The sequence below is a fragment of the Methylophilus sp. VKM B-3414 genome (genome assembly GCF_032248435.1).
Taxonomy (GTDB): domain Bacteria; phylum Pseudomonadota; class Gammaproteobacteria; order Burkholderiales; family Methylophilaceae; genus Methylophilus; species Methylophilus glucosoxydans.
Genome location: NZ_JAVTLI010000003.1, coordinates 365849 through 380694, shown reverse-complemented (window position 1 = coordinate 380694; position 14846 = coordinate 365849). Strand labels below are relative to the sequence as shown.

Annotated in this window: 13 protein-coding genes; 7 read left to right on the top strand and 6 right to left on the bottom strand. The window is 53.1% G+C overall.

The features are described from left to right. Window positions 1–30 precede the first annotated feature (30 nt). From Q9292_RS03995 to Q9292_RS03985, 3 genes are read right to left on the bottom strand one after another with little or no spacing between them, the layout of a single operon-like run. A complete protein-coding gene (locus Q9292_RS03995) occupies window positions 31–3108 on the bottom strand; it encodes a CusA/CzcA family heavy metal efflux RND transporter (protein ID WP_313985046.1) in 3078 nt (1025 codons plus the stop codon). Continuing rightward, window positions 3105–4256: an efflux RND transporter periplasmic adaptor subunit gene (locus Q9292_RS03990; RefSeq protein WP_313985043.1), complete on the bottom strand. Its 1152-nt coding sequence runs from the start codon at window positions 4254–4256 to the stop codon at window positions 3105–3107. The genes Q9292_RS03995 and Q9292_RS03990 overlap by 4 nt, the downstream gene beginning before the upstream one ends. Next, window positions 4253–5641, bottom strand: coding sequence for a TolC family protein (locus Q9292_RS03985; RefSeq protein ID WP_313985040.1), 1389 nt, complete (start codon window positions 5639–5641; stop codon window positions 4253–4255). Before Q9292_RS03985 ends, Q9292_RS03990 begins: the two co-directional genes overlap by 4 nt. 218 nt (window positions 5642–5859) lie before the next feature. Between Q9292_RS03985 and Q9292_RS03980 the strand changes: the two genes are divergently transcribed. The 7 genes from Q9292_RS03980 to Q9292_RS03950 all read left to right on the top strand — a co-directional run bounded on the left by Q9292_RS03980 (window position 5860) and on the right by Q9292_RS03950 (window position 13716). Further along, a complete protein-coding gene (locus Q9292_RS03980) occupies window positions 5860–6768 on the top strand; it encodes a hypothetical protein (protein WP_313985037.1) in 909 nt (302 codons plus the stop codon). A 201-nt stretch (window positions 6769–6969) separates the two neighbouring features. Next, window positions 6970–9075, top strand: a complete 2106-nt coding sequence (gene ovoA, locus Q9292_RS03975; protein ID WP_313985035.1) for a 5-histidylcysteine sulfoxide synthase — start codon at window positions 6970–6972, stop codon at window positions 9073–9075. Then, window positions 9072–10292: a PatB family C-S lyase gene (locus tag Q9292_RS03970; RefSeq protein ID WP_313985032.1), complete on the top strand. Its 1221-nt coding sequence runs from the start codon at window positions 9072–9074 to the stop codon at window positions 10290–10292. Before ovoA ends, Q9292_RS03970 begins: the two co-directional genes overlap by 4 nt. Before the next feature lie 30 nt (window positions 10293–10322). Next, the gene (locus Q9292_RS03965) at window positions 10323–11072 is read left to right on the top strand and encodes a tetratricopeptide repeat protein (RefSeq protein ID WP_313985029.1); all 750 of its coding nucleotides are present in this window, start codon (window positions 10323–10325) and stop codon (window positions 11070–11072) included. Window positions 11073–11236: 164 nt separating this feature from the next. Further along, complete coding sequence (locus Q9292_RS03960) at window positions 11237–12010, top strand: PEP-CTERM sorting domain-containing protein (protein WP_313985026.1); 774 nt, start codon at window positions 11237–11239, stop codon at window positions 12008–12010. A 240-nt stretch (window positions 12011–12250) separates the two neighbouring features. Next, complete coding sequence (locus tag Q9292_RS03955; RefSeq protein ID WP_313985023.1) at window positions 12251–13342, top strand: ADP-ribosylglycohydrolase family protein; 1092 nt, start codon at window positions 12251–12253, stop codon at window positions 13340–13342. Between the two features lie 59 nt (window positions 13343–13401). Continuing rightward, window positions 13402–13716, top strand: coding sequence for a hypothetical protein (locus Q9292_RS03950; RefSeq protein ID WP_313985020.1), 315 nt, complete (start codon window positions 13402–13404; stop codon window positions 13714–13716). Window positions 13717–13805: 89 nt separating this feature from the next. Here Q9292_RS03950 and vapB read toward each other — a convergent pair whose 3' ends face one another. The 3 genes from vapB to Q9292_RS03935 form a co-directional block, all read right to left on the bottom strand. Continuing rightward, window positions 13806–14006 carry a type II toxin-antitoxin system VapB family antitoxin gene (vapB, locus tag Q9292_RS03945; RefSeq protein WP_313985017.1) on the bottom strand — a complete coding sequence of 67 codons (201 nt, stop codon included), beginning with the start codon at window positions 14004–14006 and terminating at the stop codon, window positions 13806–13808. Between the two features lie 74 nt (window positions 14007–14080). After that, window positions 14081–14491, bottom strand: a complete 411-nt coding sequence (locus Q9292_RS03940; protein ID WP_194748921.1) for a putative toxin-antitoxin system toxin component, PIN family — start codon at window positions 14489–14491, stop codon at window positions 14081–14083. Next, on the bottom strand, window positions 14484–14732 hold the full coding sequence (locus Q9292_RS03935) for a type II toxin-antitoxin system Phd/YefM family antitoxin (RefSeq protein ID WP_194748922.1): 249 nt from the start codon (window positions 14730–14732) through the stop codon (window positions 14484–14486). Before Q9292_RS03935 ends, Q9292_RS03940 begins: the two co-directional genes overlap by 8 nt. Window positions 14733–14846 lie beyond the last annotated feature (114 nt).

Genomic DNA, 14846 nt, shown 5'->3' with positions numbered 1-14846 from the left:
CTGATAAAAAAGCCGCACTAGGTGGCTTTTTTATCGGGCATGTCTGCCGTGCAAGGCCTGATACATCACCGGCAAAATAAATAACGAAATCACTGACGAGAAGAACAACCCCCATACGATTACCGTCGCCAGCGGACGTTGTACATCCGAGCCCAGCCCCGTCGCGAGTGAGGCGGGCAGCAAGCCCAATATCGCGACCAATGAGGCCATCATGACTGGCCGCATGCAAACGCTGGCCCCCTCAATAATCGCGGTATGCAAGGCCTGCCCCGGCGTTGAATAGTTTTTAATGGTTTTAACCATCAGTACCCCACTCATGATCGACACCCCAAACACGGCGGCAAAGCCAACCCCGGTAGACACATTCAGATGCATGCCGCGCATGAACAGCGCCAACAGCCCGCCCGCCAGCGCGGCGGGCAACACAGACAACACCACCAGCGTATCGCGATAGGATTTAAAAAAGAAAAACAGGATGGCAAAGATGATGGCCATGGTCAGCGGCACCAGCACCTTGAAGTGGTTGGCAGCACGGTCCAGATTTTCATACATGCCGATCCAGCTCATCCGGTAGCCGTTTGGAATCACCATTTTTTGTGCCAGCAACTGTTGCGCTTCGGCGACGAAGCCGCCCTGATCGCGGCCACGGATGTCGCTGCGCACGGTAATTCTATGCTTGCCATCGCCGCGGGCGATAATCGTTTGCCCATCCACCACGCGGATGGTAGCGACCTGCGACAGCGGGATCGTCACGCCATCGGTGTTGGTCACCGGCAAGCGCTCTATGGCATTGACAGAGCTGATGGCCGCCTTGTCAAACTTGGCCACAATATCAAACCTGCGCTCGCCTTCGTAAATCACGCCCACCGGGGCACCGCCAATCGCATTATCAATAAACGCCGAAAGATCATGAATATTGACTTTGTAGCGCGCGCACAAGGCACGGTTGGGCGTAATCACCAGCTGCGGCTGCGGCCCCTCCTGCTCGATATTCACATCCACCGCACCGTCCACCGTTTTCAGCCAATCCTCGGACTGTCTGGCCAAGCCCAGTAACACATCAAGGTCTGGCCCGGAAAACTCCACCGCCATATCGGCCGAGGTGCCGTTGGAATCCTCGGTCACACTGTCGATAATAGGCTGGGTAAAGTTGAATCGGGTGGTTGGAAACTCATTTCTGAACGCCTGCCCCAGGGCAACAATCAACTCCGCCTTGGTGGCAAACTGCTGCCAGCGCTCATGCGGTTGCGGCACAATCATCATCTCGATCCGGCTTGGCGGATACGGGTCGGTGCCGCTGTCATTGCGGCCGGTCTGAATGGTGGCATACTTCACCTCCGGGTACTGCAGCGCAATTTCGCGCAAGCGCTTGCCAAACAGTGCGGTCTGCTCAAGCGACGTCCCCTCCGGGAAATTGGCGCGTACCCAGACCACGCCTTCATCCATATACGGTAAAAACTCACTGCCGATTTTGGGCACCACCCACACCAGCAGCAAGACCAGGCTGGCAAACACCGCCAGCAGCGTTTTCGAGGCATGGCGCAACAAGTGCGTGATGCCACGGGTATACCACTGATTCACGCGCTCGAGGACTGGGTTGTGCCGCTCCTTGAATCCCTGTTTAAAGATCATGGTCGCCAGCACCGGCACCACAAAGAATGAGAATAAACTGGCGCCTATCAGTGCAAAAATAATGGTCATGGCCATGGGCCGGAATAACAAGCCCTCAATATGCGTGAGCGAGATCAGGGGCAAAAAGCCACCAATAATCAGCAAAATTGAAACGAATACTGGTTTTTCCACCTCCAGCGTGGCATTGAGCACCGTGAGCTCCACCGATGGCGGATCCGCGGCATGATTGCGCTCATCCAGACGTCTGGCTATGTTTTCAGAAATGATGATCGCCCCATCCACCAGCACACCGAAATCAATCGCACCCAAGGACAACAAGCCAATCGGGATATCGGTCAAATACATCACCAGCAAGGCAAACACCAACGCCACCGGAATAGTCAGCGCCACCAGAATAGCCAGCGAGGGCCGTCCAAAAAACAAGAACAGCACCAGCAACACCAGCGCAATGCCTAACACCACGCTATGCGTCACCGTATGCAAGGTGCTGTTGATTAGCTCACTGCGGTCATAAAATGGCACCAGCTGGACGCCCTTGGGCAGCATGCCGTCGTTCAACTCCTGTATCGCCTGTTTGACCCTGGCCAGCACCTCGGAGGGGTTTTCGCCTTTTCTGAGCAAGACGATGCCTTCGACGGATTCATCCACCGTATTCTTGCTAAAAATCCCGGCCGGAATCTTTTTGTTGATTTGCACACTGGCCACATCGCGCACGTAAATGGGCTGGCCATCGATATTCTTGAGAAAACTATCCTCAATATTTTTCTTGCTCTTGATCGCACCTTCACCGCGAATGACAAACGACATACTGCCTCGCGACAGCAGGCTGCCGCCCGAGTTGGCGTTGTTTAATTGCACCGCCTCAATCACATCATTCACCGACACATCGTAGCGACGCAATTGCGAGGGATTCAGAATAATGCCGTACTGTTTCTCATAGCCGCCGAAATTGGTGACCTCGGCTACCCCATCCGCCCGTAACAGCCTGGGGATCACCACCCAGTCATTCAGGGTACGCAACTGCACCAGATCGCTGCCCTCACCGCCGGTTAATTGATAGCGCACCATCTCCCCATACGCCGTCGCCAGTGGCCCTAGCTCGGCCTCAGCCCCCGGCGGCAACGTAAACAGTGAAAGTTTTTCCTGCACGCGCTGCCGGGCCCAGTAACTTTCGGTGCCTTCCTTGAAAATAAGCTGAATCACCGACAAACCAAAGATGGTCCGCGAGCGGACGGTCTCCACATTGGGGACATTTTTCATCAGGATTTCGAGCGGCACCGTGACCTGGCGCTCGACATCCTCGGGTGCCTTGCCCGGAAACACCGTAATGATCTGCACCATTTGCGATGAAATATCCGGATAGGCATCGATTTTCATGCGCGACAGGGAATACAGACTCAACAGACTCAGCGCCACCAGCACGCCGATGACGATCCATTTGTACTGCAATGCCTGGCGAATCAATTTCGCCATCATGATGCAGCACTCTCGTCCGCATTCACAATCTCTACCGCCTTGATGGCCAAGGGCTTGAGCAAAATGGCGCCATGCGCAATGATGGTGTCGTTTTCTCGCAAGCCGGACAGGACTTCAACCGATTTACGATCAAAATTATCGCCGATGGTCACTTCCACCAGCTTCCAGGTATTCGGCTGGCTCAAGACAAAGACATAGTCTTTTTTATTGAGATGAATCAGGGCCTCATTCGACACCAGCATTTTTTTGCGCTGTTCAGTGCCTAACTGGATATCGGCAAACATGCCGGGCCTGAGCTGATGCAGGCTGTCCTGCAGCGCATAGTAAATGCGTAAGGAACGCTTCTCAAATGACACCAGCGGAGAAATGCTCGCCAGCTTGCCCGCAAACGGTTTATCCGCATTGCCGTAAAACACGGTGGTCAGGGCCTGGCCCGCATACACCTTGCCAGCATTCATTTCCGGCACATCGCCCGCCACCAGCACTTCATCCGCCTTCAGGCGGATCAGTAAATCAATGTCTATGCCCTGCTGAAACAGCTGACGTTCCGCATCCGCACGGTTGTTTCTTGCCTGGTTTAAAGCGCTCTGAATATCAAATAGTGCTTTCTGCCCTTCCAGCTGCGCCTGCAGCAAGTTGGCTTCCGACAGGCTCAAGTCTCTGGCAGCTTCTGTGCCGATATCCACCAGTTTTTTCAGGCGCTCCACCTCTATCCGTTGCGAGTGCAACTTGGCCTCGTTCAGCTCGGCAGTTTTCTTGTACTGCTTGCTCAAAAACTCGATTTCATTGCCATCGTTTTTCCAGTTGGCATACAAACTGGAGATTTGCTGATTGATGAACTCATACTGCTCATCGTCGGCCGCGCTGGTCGGTTTTCGTTTGGCAATAATGCTGCCGGTCACGGTCAAGTCCGGCAAACTGACCGCTTGCAGTTGCAGCTGCTCGCGAAGAATCTTGCGATTAAAGGTAGAAGCCGGATCAATCAGGATTTGCCCGTTCCGCAACAGCGTCACTGCCTGACCCTGCTGGGCCGGTGCCGATGCGACCGCAGGCTTGACCGAGCGTGTAGCCATGTAATAGAGGCCGGCACCTACTATTCCCAACAACACCAGTGCAACCAGGGCGCCTTTTTTTTGTAATTGACTCATTTTAAAACCTGCTTCCCAATGGCTGCATTCAAAGCGTAGAGCGAATGCCAATAGTTGGATAACGTCATAATGTGTACGCGATTGGTTTCGCGGTAGTTTCTTTGCGCATCCAACAGCTCGAACAGACTCTTGCCGCCCAGCGCGTAAGCCGCTTTCATCTTGTCTCGGATCACTTTAGAAACACCCAGCTTGGTGTCTGCCTCATTGACCAGCACCAGATACGAAGCGTCATAGATCTGGTAATTTCGCTCAATTTCAGACCTGAGCTCAATCAACTGCGTGTCCAGATCCAGCTCACTCTGTCTTTTGAGTGATTTGGCCTTGGCAATATTGCCCTGGTTGCGGTCAAATACCGGCAAGGAAACATCAACGCCTATGCCCCAGGCATTCTGATCCGGGAAACCAATCGCCTCTTTCTGAAACTGGCGGGTCACCCCCACATGGGTCACCACCGAGGGATAAGCCTTGACCTCTTCGAGCTCGATATTGCCGACTGACTGTTCGATTTGCCTTTTTAGCATGGCGATATCCGGCCGGTTTTCCTCGGCCATCTGGATCAAATGCTCAGGATCACTGATCGGCTGCGGATGCTCAATCTCCAGGCTGCCAACTACGTGGATGACTTTGTTCTTTTGCATGCCAAGAAAGGCCTTCAGGCGGCTGATGGCATTTTCCACAGCCACCCGTTTGGCGCGCAACTCGGTTTGGCTGGAGAGCAAAGACAAATTCACTCTATCCAGCTCGATAGACCCGGCCCCGCCGATTAACACCCGTTTTTCCGTCAACTCCTTCAGGGCCGCCAGCTCGGTGAAATCCTCCTGCGCCAGCGCTTGCAGATTTTGCGCCTCCAGCACATCGTAAAAAGCTGCAATCGCCCCAGCAATGCGCAACCGGATAGTGTCATTCACACTCGCCCTGGCCACCTCCACCCCGAGTTGGGCAGCACGCATCTCAGCCGCACGCTTGCCAAACACAAACCAATCAATCGGATATGCCACCCCGAGGTCGAACTGCGGAGGGCCGCCTTGGCGATTGACGTTAAAAGACTGATTCAGCGGCATCAAGGTATTGGAGACGTTCATCACCGGGTTAGGCGGCAACTTGGCCGTGACCAGGTCCGCCTCGGCCTGATAAATGCCTTCCACCGCAGACTTGATTTGCGGGTCTGCCTGAAGTGCGAGATAGATGGTTTTGTTGAGATCGAGCGCCGTGTCTTCCAGCTGCTCAGCAGCCAGCGGTGAATGATTTTGATCGGGTAACCGGGCGGAGAGGCCGTCTTTGACAAAAGCGGGCGGAGCAATAACCTCCGCTGCAAAAGCAGGCATCTGCACGGCTGCCAACAGGAGCAGTAACAGCGGTCGGAGATGCGGAAACAATGACTTCATAAAGGCGGCATTTCAAATGTCGTCCATCATGAATCCATTTTGTGAAGGATTTATTACAACCGCCTAAAATGCCTGGTTTTCATGCCTAAAGCGCCTTTGCATGCCAGCCAGCATCGTAGCGAGATTGCAAGCCTGCAGCACTCATACCATCAGTGCGCTGACACCCTTGCAGAAAAACGGTTGAATGCTCACTTGTACCACACTTAAAATAGGTCACTATGATCGCCCGCTACGACTACAATCTACCCCCAGCACACAGCATCGTAAGGTTGCAAAACTTAAGCGTCACCGAGCAATCCCGGCTGCTGCCAAAAGTGTTTGCCCTTGCCCGCGAGCAATACCCGGAATGGCCCGCAGAGCAGTTGCCTAATTGGCTGGCTGCCTTGGCGGGCGGCAATGCCAACGGCACCAAAATGGCTGTGTCGGTGGTGCTGGATGCGCAGGGTGAAGTCGCTGCCGCCAGTGCGCTGGAGCTGTATCGCAACGGCACCGCCATGATCAACTACAGCCTGGCCCGAAAAAGTGTCGAGCATGCTAGTGCCGAGCGTGATAGTGCCAAGCATAGTAGTCCCGAACAGAGCGCCGCGCTGATTTACGCCGCGACCAAAGACATGGCGGCGGGGATTCAAGCCTTGCAGGCACAAGGCGAACCCATCCACTTTGTCGGCAAAGAGCATCATTTGCAAAGCCTGCGCGCGATTGCAGGCTATTATGCGGTGGGCCAGGTGCCGATTGACGGCCCGACCTCTTTGCTCATGCGTGAGGTGAAATATTACGAGGTCGCCTATGGTGACCCGAAACAAGTTGAAACTCAGGCCAGAATAGACCATGCACTCATGCTGGCTGACCCTAAAGCAGGCTACTCCCAAGAGGAGAATGTGCACCTGTGGCTGCTGGGTGACTTTATCCCCAGCGCGCCCAACAAGCCCTTGGCCGAATCGCTGCGAGCGCTGGCAGACACCTATGCCCAAGAGCACAGCATCTTCCGCGAAAAAGACATATGCTTAGACCCTGGCTACAGATCGCTACACCAGCTGGCTGACCATTTGCCAGCAACGGCTACCTATCAACAAGCCGTGCAGGCCTCAGCGGTGGGCGCGGCGCAATGGCTGGGTTTAATTGAATAACAGCCTTGCCGCCGTTTGCTGCGCACCCTATCCATCGCTACGACACAAATGCGTATCGTGCATTCAAATTGAACCAATCATTTCAAATGCTATTCAATAAACAAGCGCTGCCTGGGGATTTACATTCCCCCTGTGTGCGCTTATTTTCCAATCTCTAAAGATGCGCTTGATAGACAGGCCACGAAACCAATCACGACAGACATGACCAAACCTCCTCATCGCAGCCTTCTACTCAGCCAGGATCACACATCGCTCACCCGTGAGCAGATACGGGCTTATTTTCATGAGACCTCAGATATCTATGAAGCCTTGTTTACGTTACTCAGCAACGAGCAAGCGTACTACGTGAAACCCATTGCGCTGAGACATCCGCTGATTTTTTACTACGGCCATACCCATACCTTTTTTATCAACAAGCTGATTCTGGCCGGGCTCATCACCGAACGCGTGAATCCCAGGTTTGAGTCCATGTTTGCGGTCGGCGTCGATGAAATGGGCTGGGATGATGTGAACGAAGCCCACTACCAATGGCCAACGCCAGCGGAGGTGAAAGCCTATCGTGCACAGGTGCGCGAAGTGGTTGACCAACTGATCATGCGCCTGCCTTTTGAGCTGCCGATTGATTGGGAGAGCCCGTGGTGGCCGATTCTGATGGGCATTGAGCATGAGCGCATCCATCTGGAAACCAGCTCGGTACTGATCCGGCAACATGCCTTACAGTATGTTCGCCCCTCCCCCACATGGGCACCCTCTGCTGCGCGGGATGTAGTCGCCCCTGAAAATCGCTTGGTGCCTATCCCGGCGCGTGAAATTGTGTTGCGCAAGTCAGATGCGTATTACGGCTGGGATAACGAATACGGTCAATTTCACGGCCACTGTCCGGCCTTTGAGGCGGCCAAATACCTGACCTCTAATGCCGAGTTTTTACGCTTTGTGGAAGCGGGCGGCTACCAGGCAGAGGCCTACTGGCAAGAAGAAGGCTGGGCCTGGCGCACCTATACGCAAGCCGAGCATCCCACGTTTTGGATCAAACAAGCCTCCGGCTGGCAACTGCGCCTGCTGACGGAAGAAATCGACATGCCATGGAGCTGGCCGGTAGAAGTCAATTACCATGAGGCCAAAGCGTTTTGCAATTGGCTGTCGGCACAGCTGGGCAAACCAGTGCGTCTGCCCAGCGAGCAGGAGTGGTATAGTCTGTATGAACATGCAGGCTTGTCCGACGCCCAGGTCGCCAACGGCCATCATGCCAATCTGTTTTTAGACCATGGAGCATCGTCTTGCCCGGTCAATCAGTTTGCGCACGGTGAGCTGTATGATGTGGTGGGCAATGTCTGGCAATGGACAGAAACACCCATTTTTCCGTTTGATGGCTTTAAAGTACACCCGTTGTACGATGACTTTACCACCCCGACCTATGATGGCCGCCATAATCTCATCAAGGGCGGCTCCTGGATCTCAACGGGCAACGAGGCGATTAAAAGTGCGCGCTACGCCTTTCGCCGACATTTTTTTCAACATGCAGGATTCCGCTATATTGTGACTGATACCCCCGTAGAAAATAACAGCTCGTATTACGAATCTGACAAGCAGCTGTCGGAGTATGCCGAATTCCATTATGGTGACAGCTATTTTGGCGTACCCAACTTCCCCAAAGCGCTGAGCGATTATGCCCTGCAGCATTTGCAAGCCAAACCAAAACGCAAAGCACTCGATTTAGGCTGTGCCACCGGCCGTGCCACTTTTGAGCTGGCCACACAGTTTGAGCACGTCACCGGCATAGACTTTTCTGCCCGCTTTATTGGCTTGGCGTTACAAGCGGCCGAGCAAGGCGTGTTGCGTTACACCATGGTCAATGAGGGCGACTTGGTCAGCTACCAGGAGCGCACACTGAGTGCCTTAGGCTTAGACCAGGTAGTCGACAAGGTGGAATTCTGGCAGGGCGATGCCTGCAACCTCAAGCCTCAATTCACCGGCTACGACTTTATTCTGGCCGCCAATTTAATTGACCGGCTCTATCGGCCACGCCAGTTTTTGAGCACGATTCATGAGCGCTTGAATATCGGTGGCGTACTCATGATCACCTCGCCGTATACCTGGCTGGAAGAGCACACCCCGCGTGAGGAATGGATAGGCGGCTACAAGCAAGATGGCGAAAATGTGACCACGCTGGATGGCCTGAAAGCGCTGCTAAGCCCCCACTTCAAACGCATGCAAGCCCCGGTAGAGATTCCGTTTGTGATTCGTGAAACCTGCCACAAATTCCAGCATACGCTGTCAGAAGTGACGCTGTGGGAGCGCGTGCGTTGAGCAGCCGCTTTGACCAGCCCATCGCGCGGGAAGGTAGCGGCGCATTAAAATACGATGGCCGCCAGCAGACCTTCGGTACCAGCGAGATCATGCCCATGTGGGTGGCCGACATGGATTTTGCCGTGCCCGCAGCAGTGACCGAGGCGCTGCAAGCGCGCATCGCCCATCCGGTGTTTGGTTATTCCCTCGCACCCGATAGCCTGTATCAAGCGCTGATGGATTGGCTACTAATCAAGCACGGTTGGCCAGTCCAGCGCGAATGGATTGTGCTCACACCCGGCGTGGTGCCCTCGCTCAACCTGGTCGTCGCTGCCCTCACCGCCCCAGACGAAGGCGTGATCGTGCAACCACCCGTGTATTTTCCGTTTTTTTCAGCGGTCACCGGGCAGCAACGTCACTTAGTTGAAAACCCGTTGCGCCTGACCTCAGATCACGCACACCAGCCGCAATATCAGATGGATATGGACCACCTGACGGCGTGCGCGCAACAGGCGCGCATGCTGCTCCTCTGCTCACCGCATAATCCGGTAGGTCGGGTGTGGCAAACGGCAGAAATGGAAGCTATTTTAAGCATCGCCGACCAGCACGACTTAGTTGTGCTCTCCGACGAAATCCATGCCGATTTAGTCTATGCAGAAGCGCAACACCAACCGCTTAGCCGTTTGGCCATGCAAGCCGAAACCACCGAGCAAACCGCGTTGTCCCACCGCGTGATTACCGCCGTCTCGCCCAGCAAAACCTTCAATATTCCAGGCCTGGGTCTCTCAGCCTTGATTGTGCCAAACACCGCGCATCGGCAAGCCATTCAACGCCAGCTCAACACGCTAGGCCTCTCAGTGACCAACCCACTCAATATGGCCGCCTTTGAAGCGGCCTATCGCGGCGGCGGCAACTGGCTAAATGAGCTGATGCCTTATCTGCAAGCTACACGCGATGCGGCAGTGGCGTATATTCAGGCAGAGCTGCCCAGTATCAAAGTCATCGTTCCGCAAGCCACTTATCTGCTATGGCTGGATTGCCGCGCCCTCAATCTGCATGACGCCGCATTAAAACGCTTTTTTATTGAAGAAGCACAACTCGGCCTCTCGCCCGGTGCGATGTTTGGTCATGGCGGCGAAGGCTTTATGCGCATGAACATAGGCACACCCCAAGCCAAGGTGCTCGCGGCGCTGGCGCAATTAAAAGCCGCCTGCAGCCGTCACGGTCTCTCAACTTAAAACTCACCTCACCACACGCTAGGAACAGCCATGACGCAAGCAGCTAAAACAATGTTGGCGCAGTTATTCAGCAAAGCAATCTCCACCGCATTGATGCTGTGCGCGCTGTGTGCAGCCAGCCTCACGCAGGCAAACACGCTAGAAGAAGCCAGACAGAAGCTACTGCAAAAAGACTATGCCGCCGCCCACGCCATTTATCTGTCGCTCGCCAGTCAAAACGATGCCAAAGCCTGCTACAACCTGGCCCTGATGTCGCAGAACGGCGATGGCGTGCCCAAAAGCATGGACGAAGCGGTCAAGTGGTACACAAAATCGGCCGAGTTGAATTACAAAGAGGCGCAGTACACGCTGGGTTCACTGGTATTTCAGCGCCAGATTCAAAGCATCAGCTACCCGCAAGCGGTGGCCTATTACGAGCAAGCAGCCAAGCAAGGTCATGTAAAATCGCAACTCAATTTAGGCATGCTGTATTTGCGGGGCGAAGTGATTGCGCAAGACATGCCCGCCGCCGTGCACTGGTTAAGCCAGGCCGCCAGCAACAACAATAGTGAAGCCCAGGGCTACCTGGCCGAGCTTTACCAGCAAGGGGCCGGCGTTGAACAAAGCACCCTCAAAGCGGCGATGTGGTTGATATTGGCAACCCAAAACGAAGAAAAACGCCTGGTGAATCGCCACAGCAAAATGCTGAATTATCTTTATGCGCAAATGAGCGAGGAGCAAAAAGCCGCGGCCACCCAATTGGCTGCACAGTGTAAAAGCCAGCAACTGCAAGGCTGTTAAACGAGGATATGCGAAAAAAACCATGTAAACAGTGAGGTATTACGCGATTAATGTATCTAATTGATTAAAATAGGTTTAGTGTAGCAAGTACACTACAGCCTAATATTAGTGTGCAGTTCCTTTCGATTTTTTTGAAGCGCAGTATTTTTGAAAAGGAAATACAAATGATGCTCCCCAAGAAATTTGGCATACTAATCCTATTGTTCTTTTTAGCAGGCACTCAATCTGTCAACGCAAACGTCACGTTTGATTACGCCAATACGAGCAACTGCTTTCCCTTTGGCAGTTGTCCGGTCAATGAAACTATCGAGTACCAGCAGCTTTATTCGCATTATCAGTTTGGCACTGACCCTTTAGAAATTACAGGGATCAGTTTTAAGCCAGCACAAGGTGTCTCAGGTGCGTTTGACCCCACCCCGCTGAGCTTCACCTTGACGCTATCCACCACGCTGAGCAATGTCGGCTCTTTTTATGGAGATTACGCTGATCAAGCTCCTGCAAGTTCGTTTGCAGGGAACCTTGGGGTGAATACAGTGGCCGTCTTCTCAGGCACAGTCTCATTATCTTCCAGTGGTGATGATGTTTTCGATATTGCAATCCCATTTGCCACACCTTACTTGTACGACCCTCATGCCGGCAATCTTGTGATCGGGATTACAAACATCAGCGGCGGCATTCCGCTAAAAGGCTTTGCAGCGGGCTACTCTCCGTTAATGAGCCGGTTTGTGAATGGCATGTATGGCGGCAACCCCAACATCTTCTTTGAAGCCGGGTTTGGCTTAGCAACACAATTTATCTCATCCGCCTCACCAACACCTGAACCGTTCCCTGCTGGCCCACCGCAATATGTGCCTGAGCCTACTGCGTCGGCAATGCTTTTAGCCGGATTAGGGTTATTGTGCTTTTGGCGTAGCCGTAAAGCATTAAAAAGTCACTAAGTCACCGCGCTTTTAGCGATCCCATCAAGGGCTGCGTCAGGCAGCCCTTAGTCTGCAGGTTAAGCGCATCTCTCATCCTCAAGCACGTTGTCTAAGTCAACCGCGCCAAGAACTGATTAAAATAAACCGTGTCTAGGTGACTTGCACCCCATTGGTTCAGGGACAAAAAGCCGCTGCCACCCAATTGGCTGCGCAGTGTAAAAGCCAGCAACTGCAAGGCTGTTAAACAAGGATCACACGATGCCAATCACCACCCTTCAACGCGCAGACCGAATGCGCGGCGCCCTCTGGGGTATGTTTATTGGCGATGCGCTGGCCATGCCCGTGCACTGGTATTACAACATCGCCGCCCTCTGGCAAGACTTTGGTCAAATTCGCGACTATCAAGCGCCCAAAGCCAGCCACCCCAGCTCCATCATGCCCCTGGCCAGCACAGGCAAGGCAGGCCGCGGCACACAAGCGGGCGATATTGTCGGCAGTGTTATTTTAAAAGGCAAAAAACAATTCTGGGGCCTGCCTAACGGCCACTATCACCAAGGCATGCAGGCAGGCGACAACACGCTTAACCTGCTGTGTGCCCGTGTGTTGCTGCGCTCCCTTATCGCCCAAGGCCAGCATGATCCCGCAAACTTTTTGCAAGCCTATGTGCGCTTTATGACCGAACCAGATCAGCACAACGACACTTATGCTGAGTCCTACCACCGAGATTTTTTTGCCAACTATGCCAAAGGCGCGGCCCCGGAAAAATGTGCGGGCGACGAAGGCCATGACACCGCCTCCATCGGCGGCCTGGTGAACATTCCTATGGTGGTCATGGCCAGCGTGAAGGCGAACGGCCTGGCCGCCTGCAACCAAGCCGCCTTAACGCAACAAAACCTCACCCACCGCTCAACCGAGTTAGAGCGCCATACGCTGGCACTGAGCCAACTCTTGTTTGAAATTTTCAACTCACCACACCCTGACAACGAACAACTCGCCAGCGCTGCGGCCAGTCAGTTAGGATTCCCGGCCGCCAAAGTGGTGGCGCAAGTGCGTGCCACACAAAAATCTGACCTCGACGTGATTGGCGGCCTACTCAGCCCTGCCTGCTACATAGACCAATCATTTCCATCTGTGCTCTACCTCGCCACCCGCTATCACGATGACTTTGAAAGCGCGCTTATTGCCAACACCAATGTCGGCGGAGATAACTGCCACCGCGGTGCCGTGCTGGGTGCAATTTTGGGTGCTTCGTTGGGGTTGGAGGCGATTCCGCCACGCTGGATCAAAGGCCTCACCGCGCACGATGCCATTCACCACGAAGTTGAGCAGTTTGTGGCGCAGTTTGCCTAAACATTTTGACTAATCAGGCGGTGAAAACCATGCTTACAAAAATATTAGCAACCCTCTTTATGATGCGCTGCAGTGTTGCCTTTGCTGCCAATGACTTGAGCTTTATGACTGAAGGCAAACCATACAACGAGGTCAAGCAAACGCTGATTGATCAAGGGTGGGCGCCGATTAAAAACACCAAGATTGATCGGGCTAGTCTATACGCGCAAGAAATCTACAACATGGGCATGACAGAGGTCACCGACTGCATCTCGATGGAAATTGACGGCTGCACATTCCTCTACCAAAAAGGCAAGCAAACACTGGAAATCAAAACCATCACCAGGCAGTTGAGTGTAGAGTCTTTCCGTGTGTATAAGAAAAATACGCGGTGAATGCTTAAGGCAATTGTTTTTATGTAGCTCCCGCGCATGGTGCGTTGTATTTGAAATGAACCATGCGGCGCACTGAAAGCGAGTCCGCCCTACCGCGTTGGCATAAAATCATCGCTCACCGTCAAGTTAGCATTAAAAAAGCTATCCCAGGTTTCAGCAATCGGCGTGATAATGCGCTCGTTACCAAGTGCACGCACTTTCACCAGTTTCACATCCTCTGGCAAGCGCATTTCAGCAGGCAGGCGTACAGCTTGCGTGCGATTATTAATAAACACAGTGCTTATAGCCATCGTTCATCCCTCTCGTCAACACGCATGTAGCATTAGCGTATAGCACGAAAAATATAGTTGCAAACCTGCTTAATTCAAAGCGCATTAAACTGTGCGGCAGTCAAAATAGAGATGCCTTGAAAAGGATGCAACACCAACAAGTCAGCATCGCCCGTGATGATCATCGATGCACCACCATTCACGGCGACTTCTAAAAATTGATTGTCTTTTGGGTCACGGCAGGCATTCACGGGGTAGACAATATTCACACGTTCATACATGCGACTAAACAGTCTAAAAAAAGCTTGCCTGTCTTCAAGCGAAATATAGCGGTCAAACTTTGGGCGAGATAATACGTCCGCCAGTTCATTGAGCGTAGACTCTGACACCAGCAATACACCTCGCTCAAAAGCTTTACGCACGGCAATTGATGAAACGCTGTTCGGTAACAGCAAATAACTGATCAAAGTATTGGTGTCACAGACTACCCGTAACGCCTCACTCATTGGTCAGCAACTCGGCTAATTTGTCCTCGGTTAAGCCATTTGCCACCGCCTGCTGCCCGACACGGTCACAAAATGATTGAAACTCAGCCAGATTCAGCCCGCGCAAGCGTTGATATTCAGCGGGAGAAAGCACAATCGCAACATCACGGTTTTGACGACGAATCGTCACTGGCTCTCGTTGTGCCGTATCAATTAAAGCCGCCATATTTTGTTTAGCATCTGTTGCAGAAACATATTGCATAATCAACTCTCCTATTTGCCCAATAATAGTACAAAATGTCTATTTTGTACATTTTGAACAAACCATCGCATTTAGTCTTGAAACTGTGTCGGAGAACAAATACGTGTAAGGCAT

Coding starts and splice junctions, on each gene's coding strand:
- vapB (WP_313985017.1), bottom strand. CDS start 14,006: ATGGCTATAAGCACTGTGTTTATTAATAATCGCACGCAAGCTGTACGC.
- Q9292_RS03935 (WP_194748922.1), bottom strand. CDS start 14,732: ATGCAATATGTTTCTGCAACAGATGCTAAACAAAATATGGCGGCTTTA.
- Q9292_RS03990 (WP_313985043.1), bottom strand. CDS start 4,256: ATGAGTCAATTACAAAAAAAAGGCGCCCTGGTTGCACTGGTGTTGTTG.
- Q9292_RS03965 (WP_313985029.1), top strand. CDS start 10,323: ATGACGCAAGCAGCTAAAACAATGTTGGCGCAGTTATTCAGCAAAGCA.
- Q9292_RS03960 (WP_313985026.1), top strand. CDS start 11,237: ATGATGCTCCCCAAGAAATTTGGCATACTAATCCTATTGTTCTTTTTA.
- ovoA (WP_313985035.1), top strand. CDS start 6,970: ATGACCAAACCTCCTCATCGCAGCCTTCTACTCAGCCAGGATCACACA.
- Q9292_RS03985 (WP_313985040.1), bottom strand. CDS start 5,641: ATGAAGTCATTGTTTCCGCATCTCCGACCGCTGTTACTGCTCCTGTTG.
- Q9292_RS03980 (WP_313985037.1), top strand. CDS start 5,860: ATGATCGCCCGCTACGACTACAATCTACCCCCAGCACACAGCATCGTA.
- Q9292_RS03940 (WP_194748921.1), bottom strand. CDS start 14,491: ATGAGTGAGGCGTTACGGGTAGTCTGTGACACCAATACTTTGATCAGT.
- Q9292_RS03995 (WP_313985046.1), bottom strand. CDS start 3,108: ATGATGGCGAAATTGATTCGCCAGGCATTGCAGTACAAATGGATCGTC.
- Q9292_RS03950 (WP_313985020.1), top strand. CDS start 13,402: ATGATGCGCTGCAGTGTTGCCTTTGCTGCCAATGACTTGAGCTTTATG.
- Q9292_RS03955 (WP_313985023.1), top strand. CDS start 12,251: ATGCCAATCACCACCCTTCAACGCGCAGACCGAATGCGCGGCGCCCTC.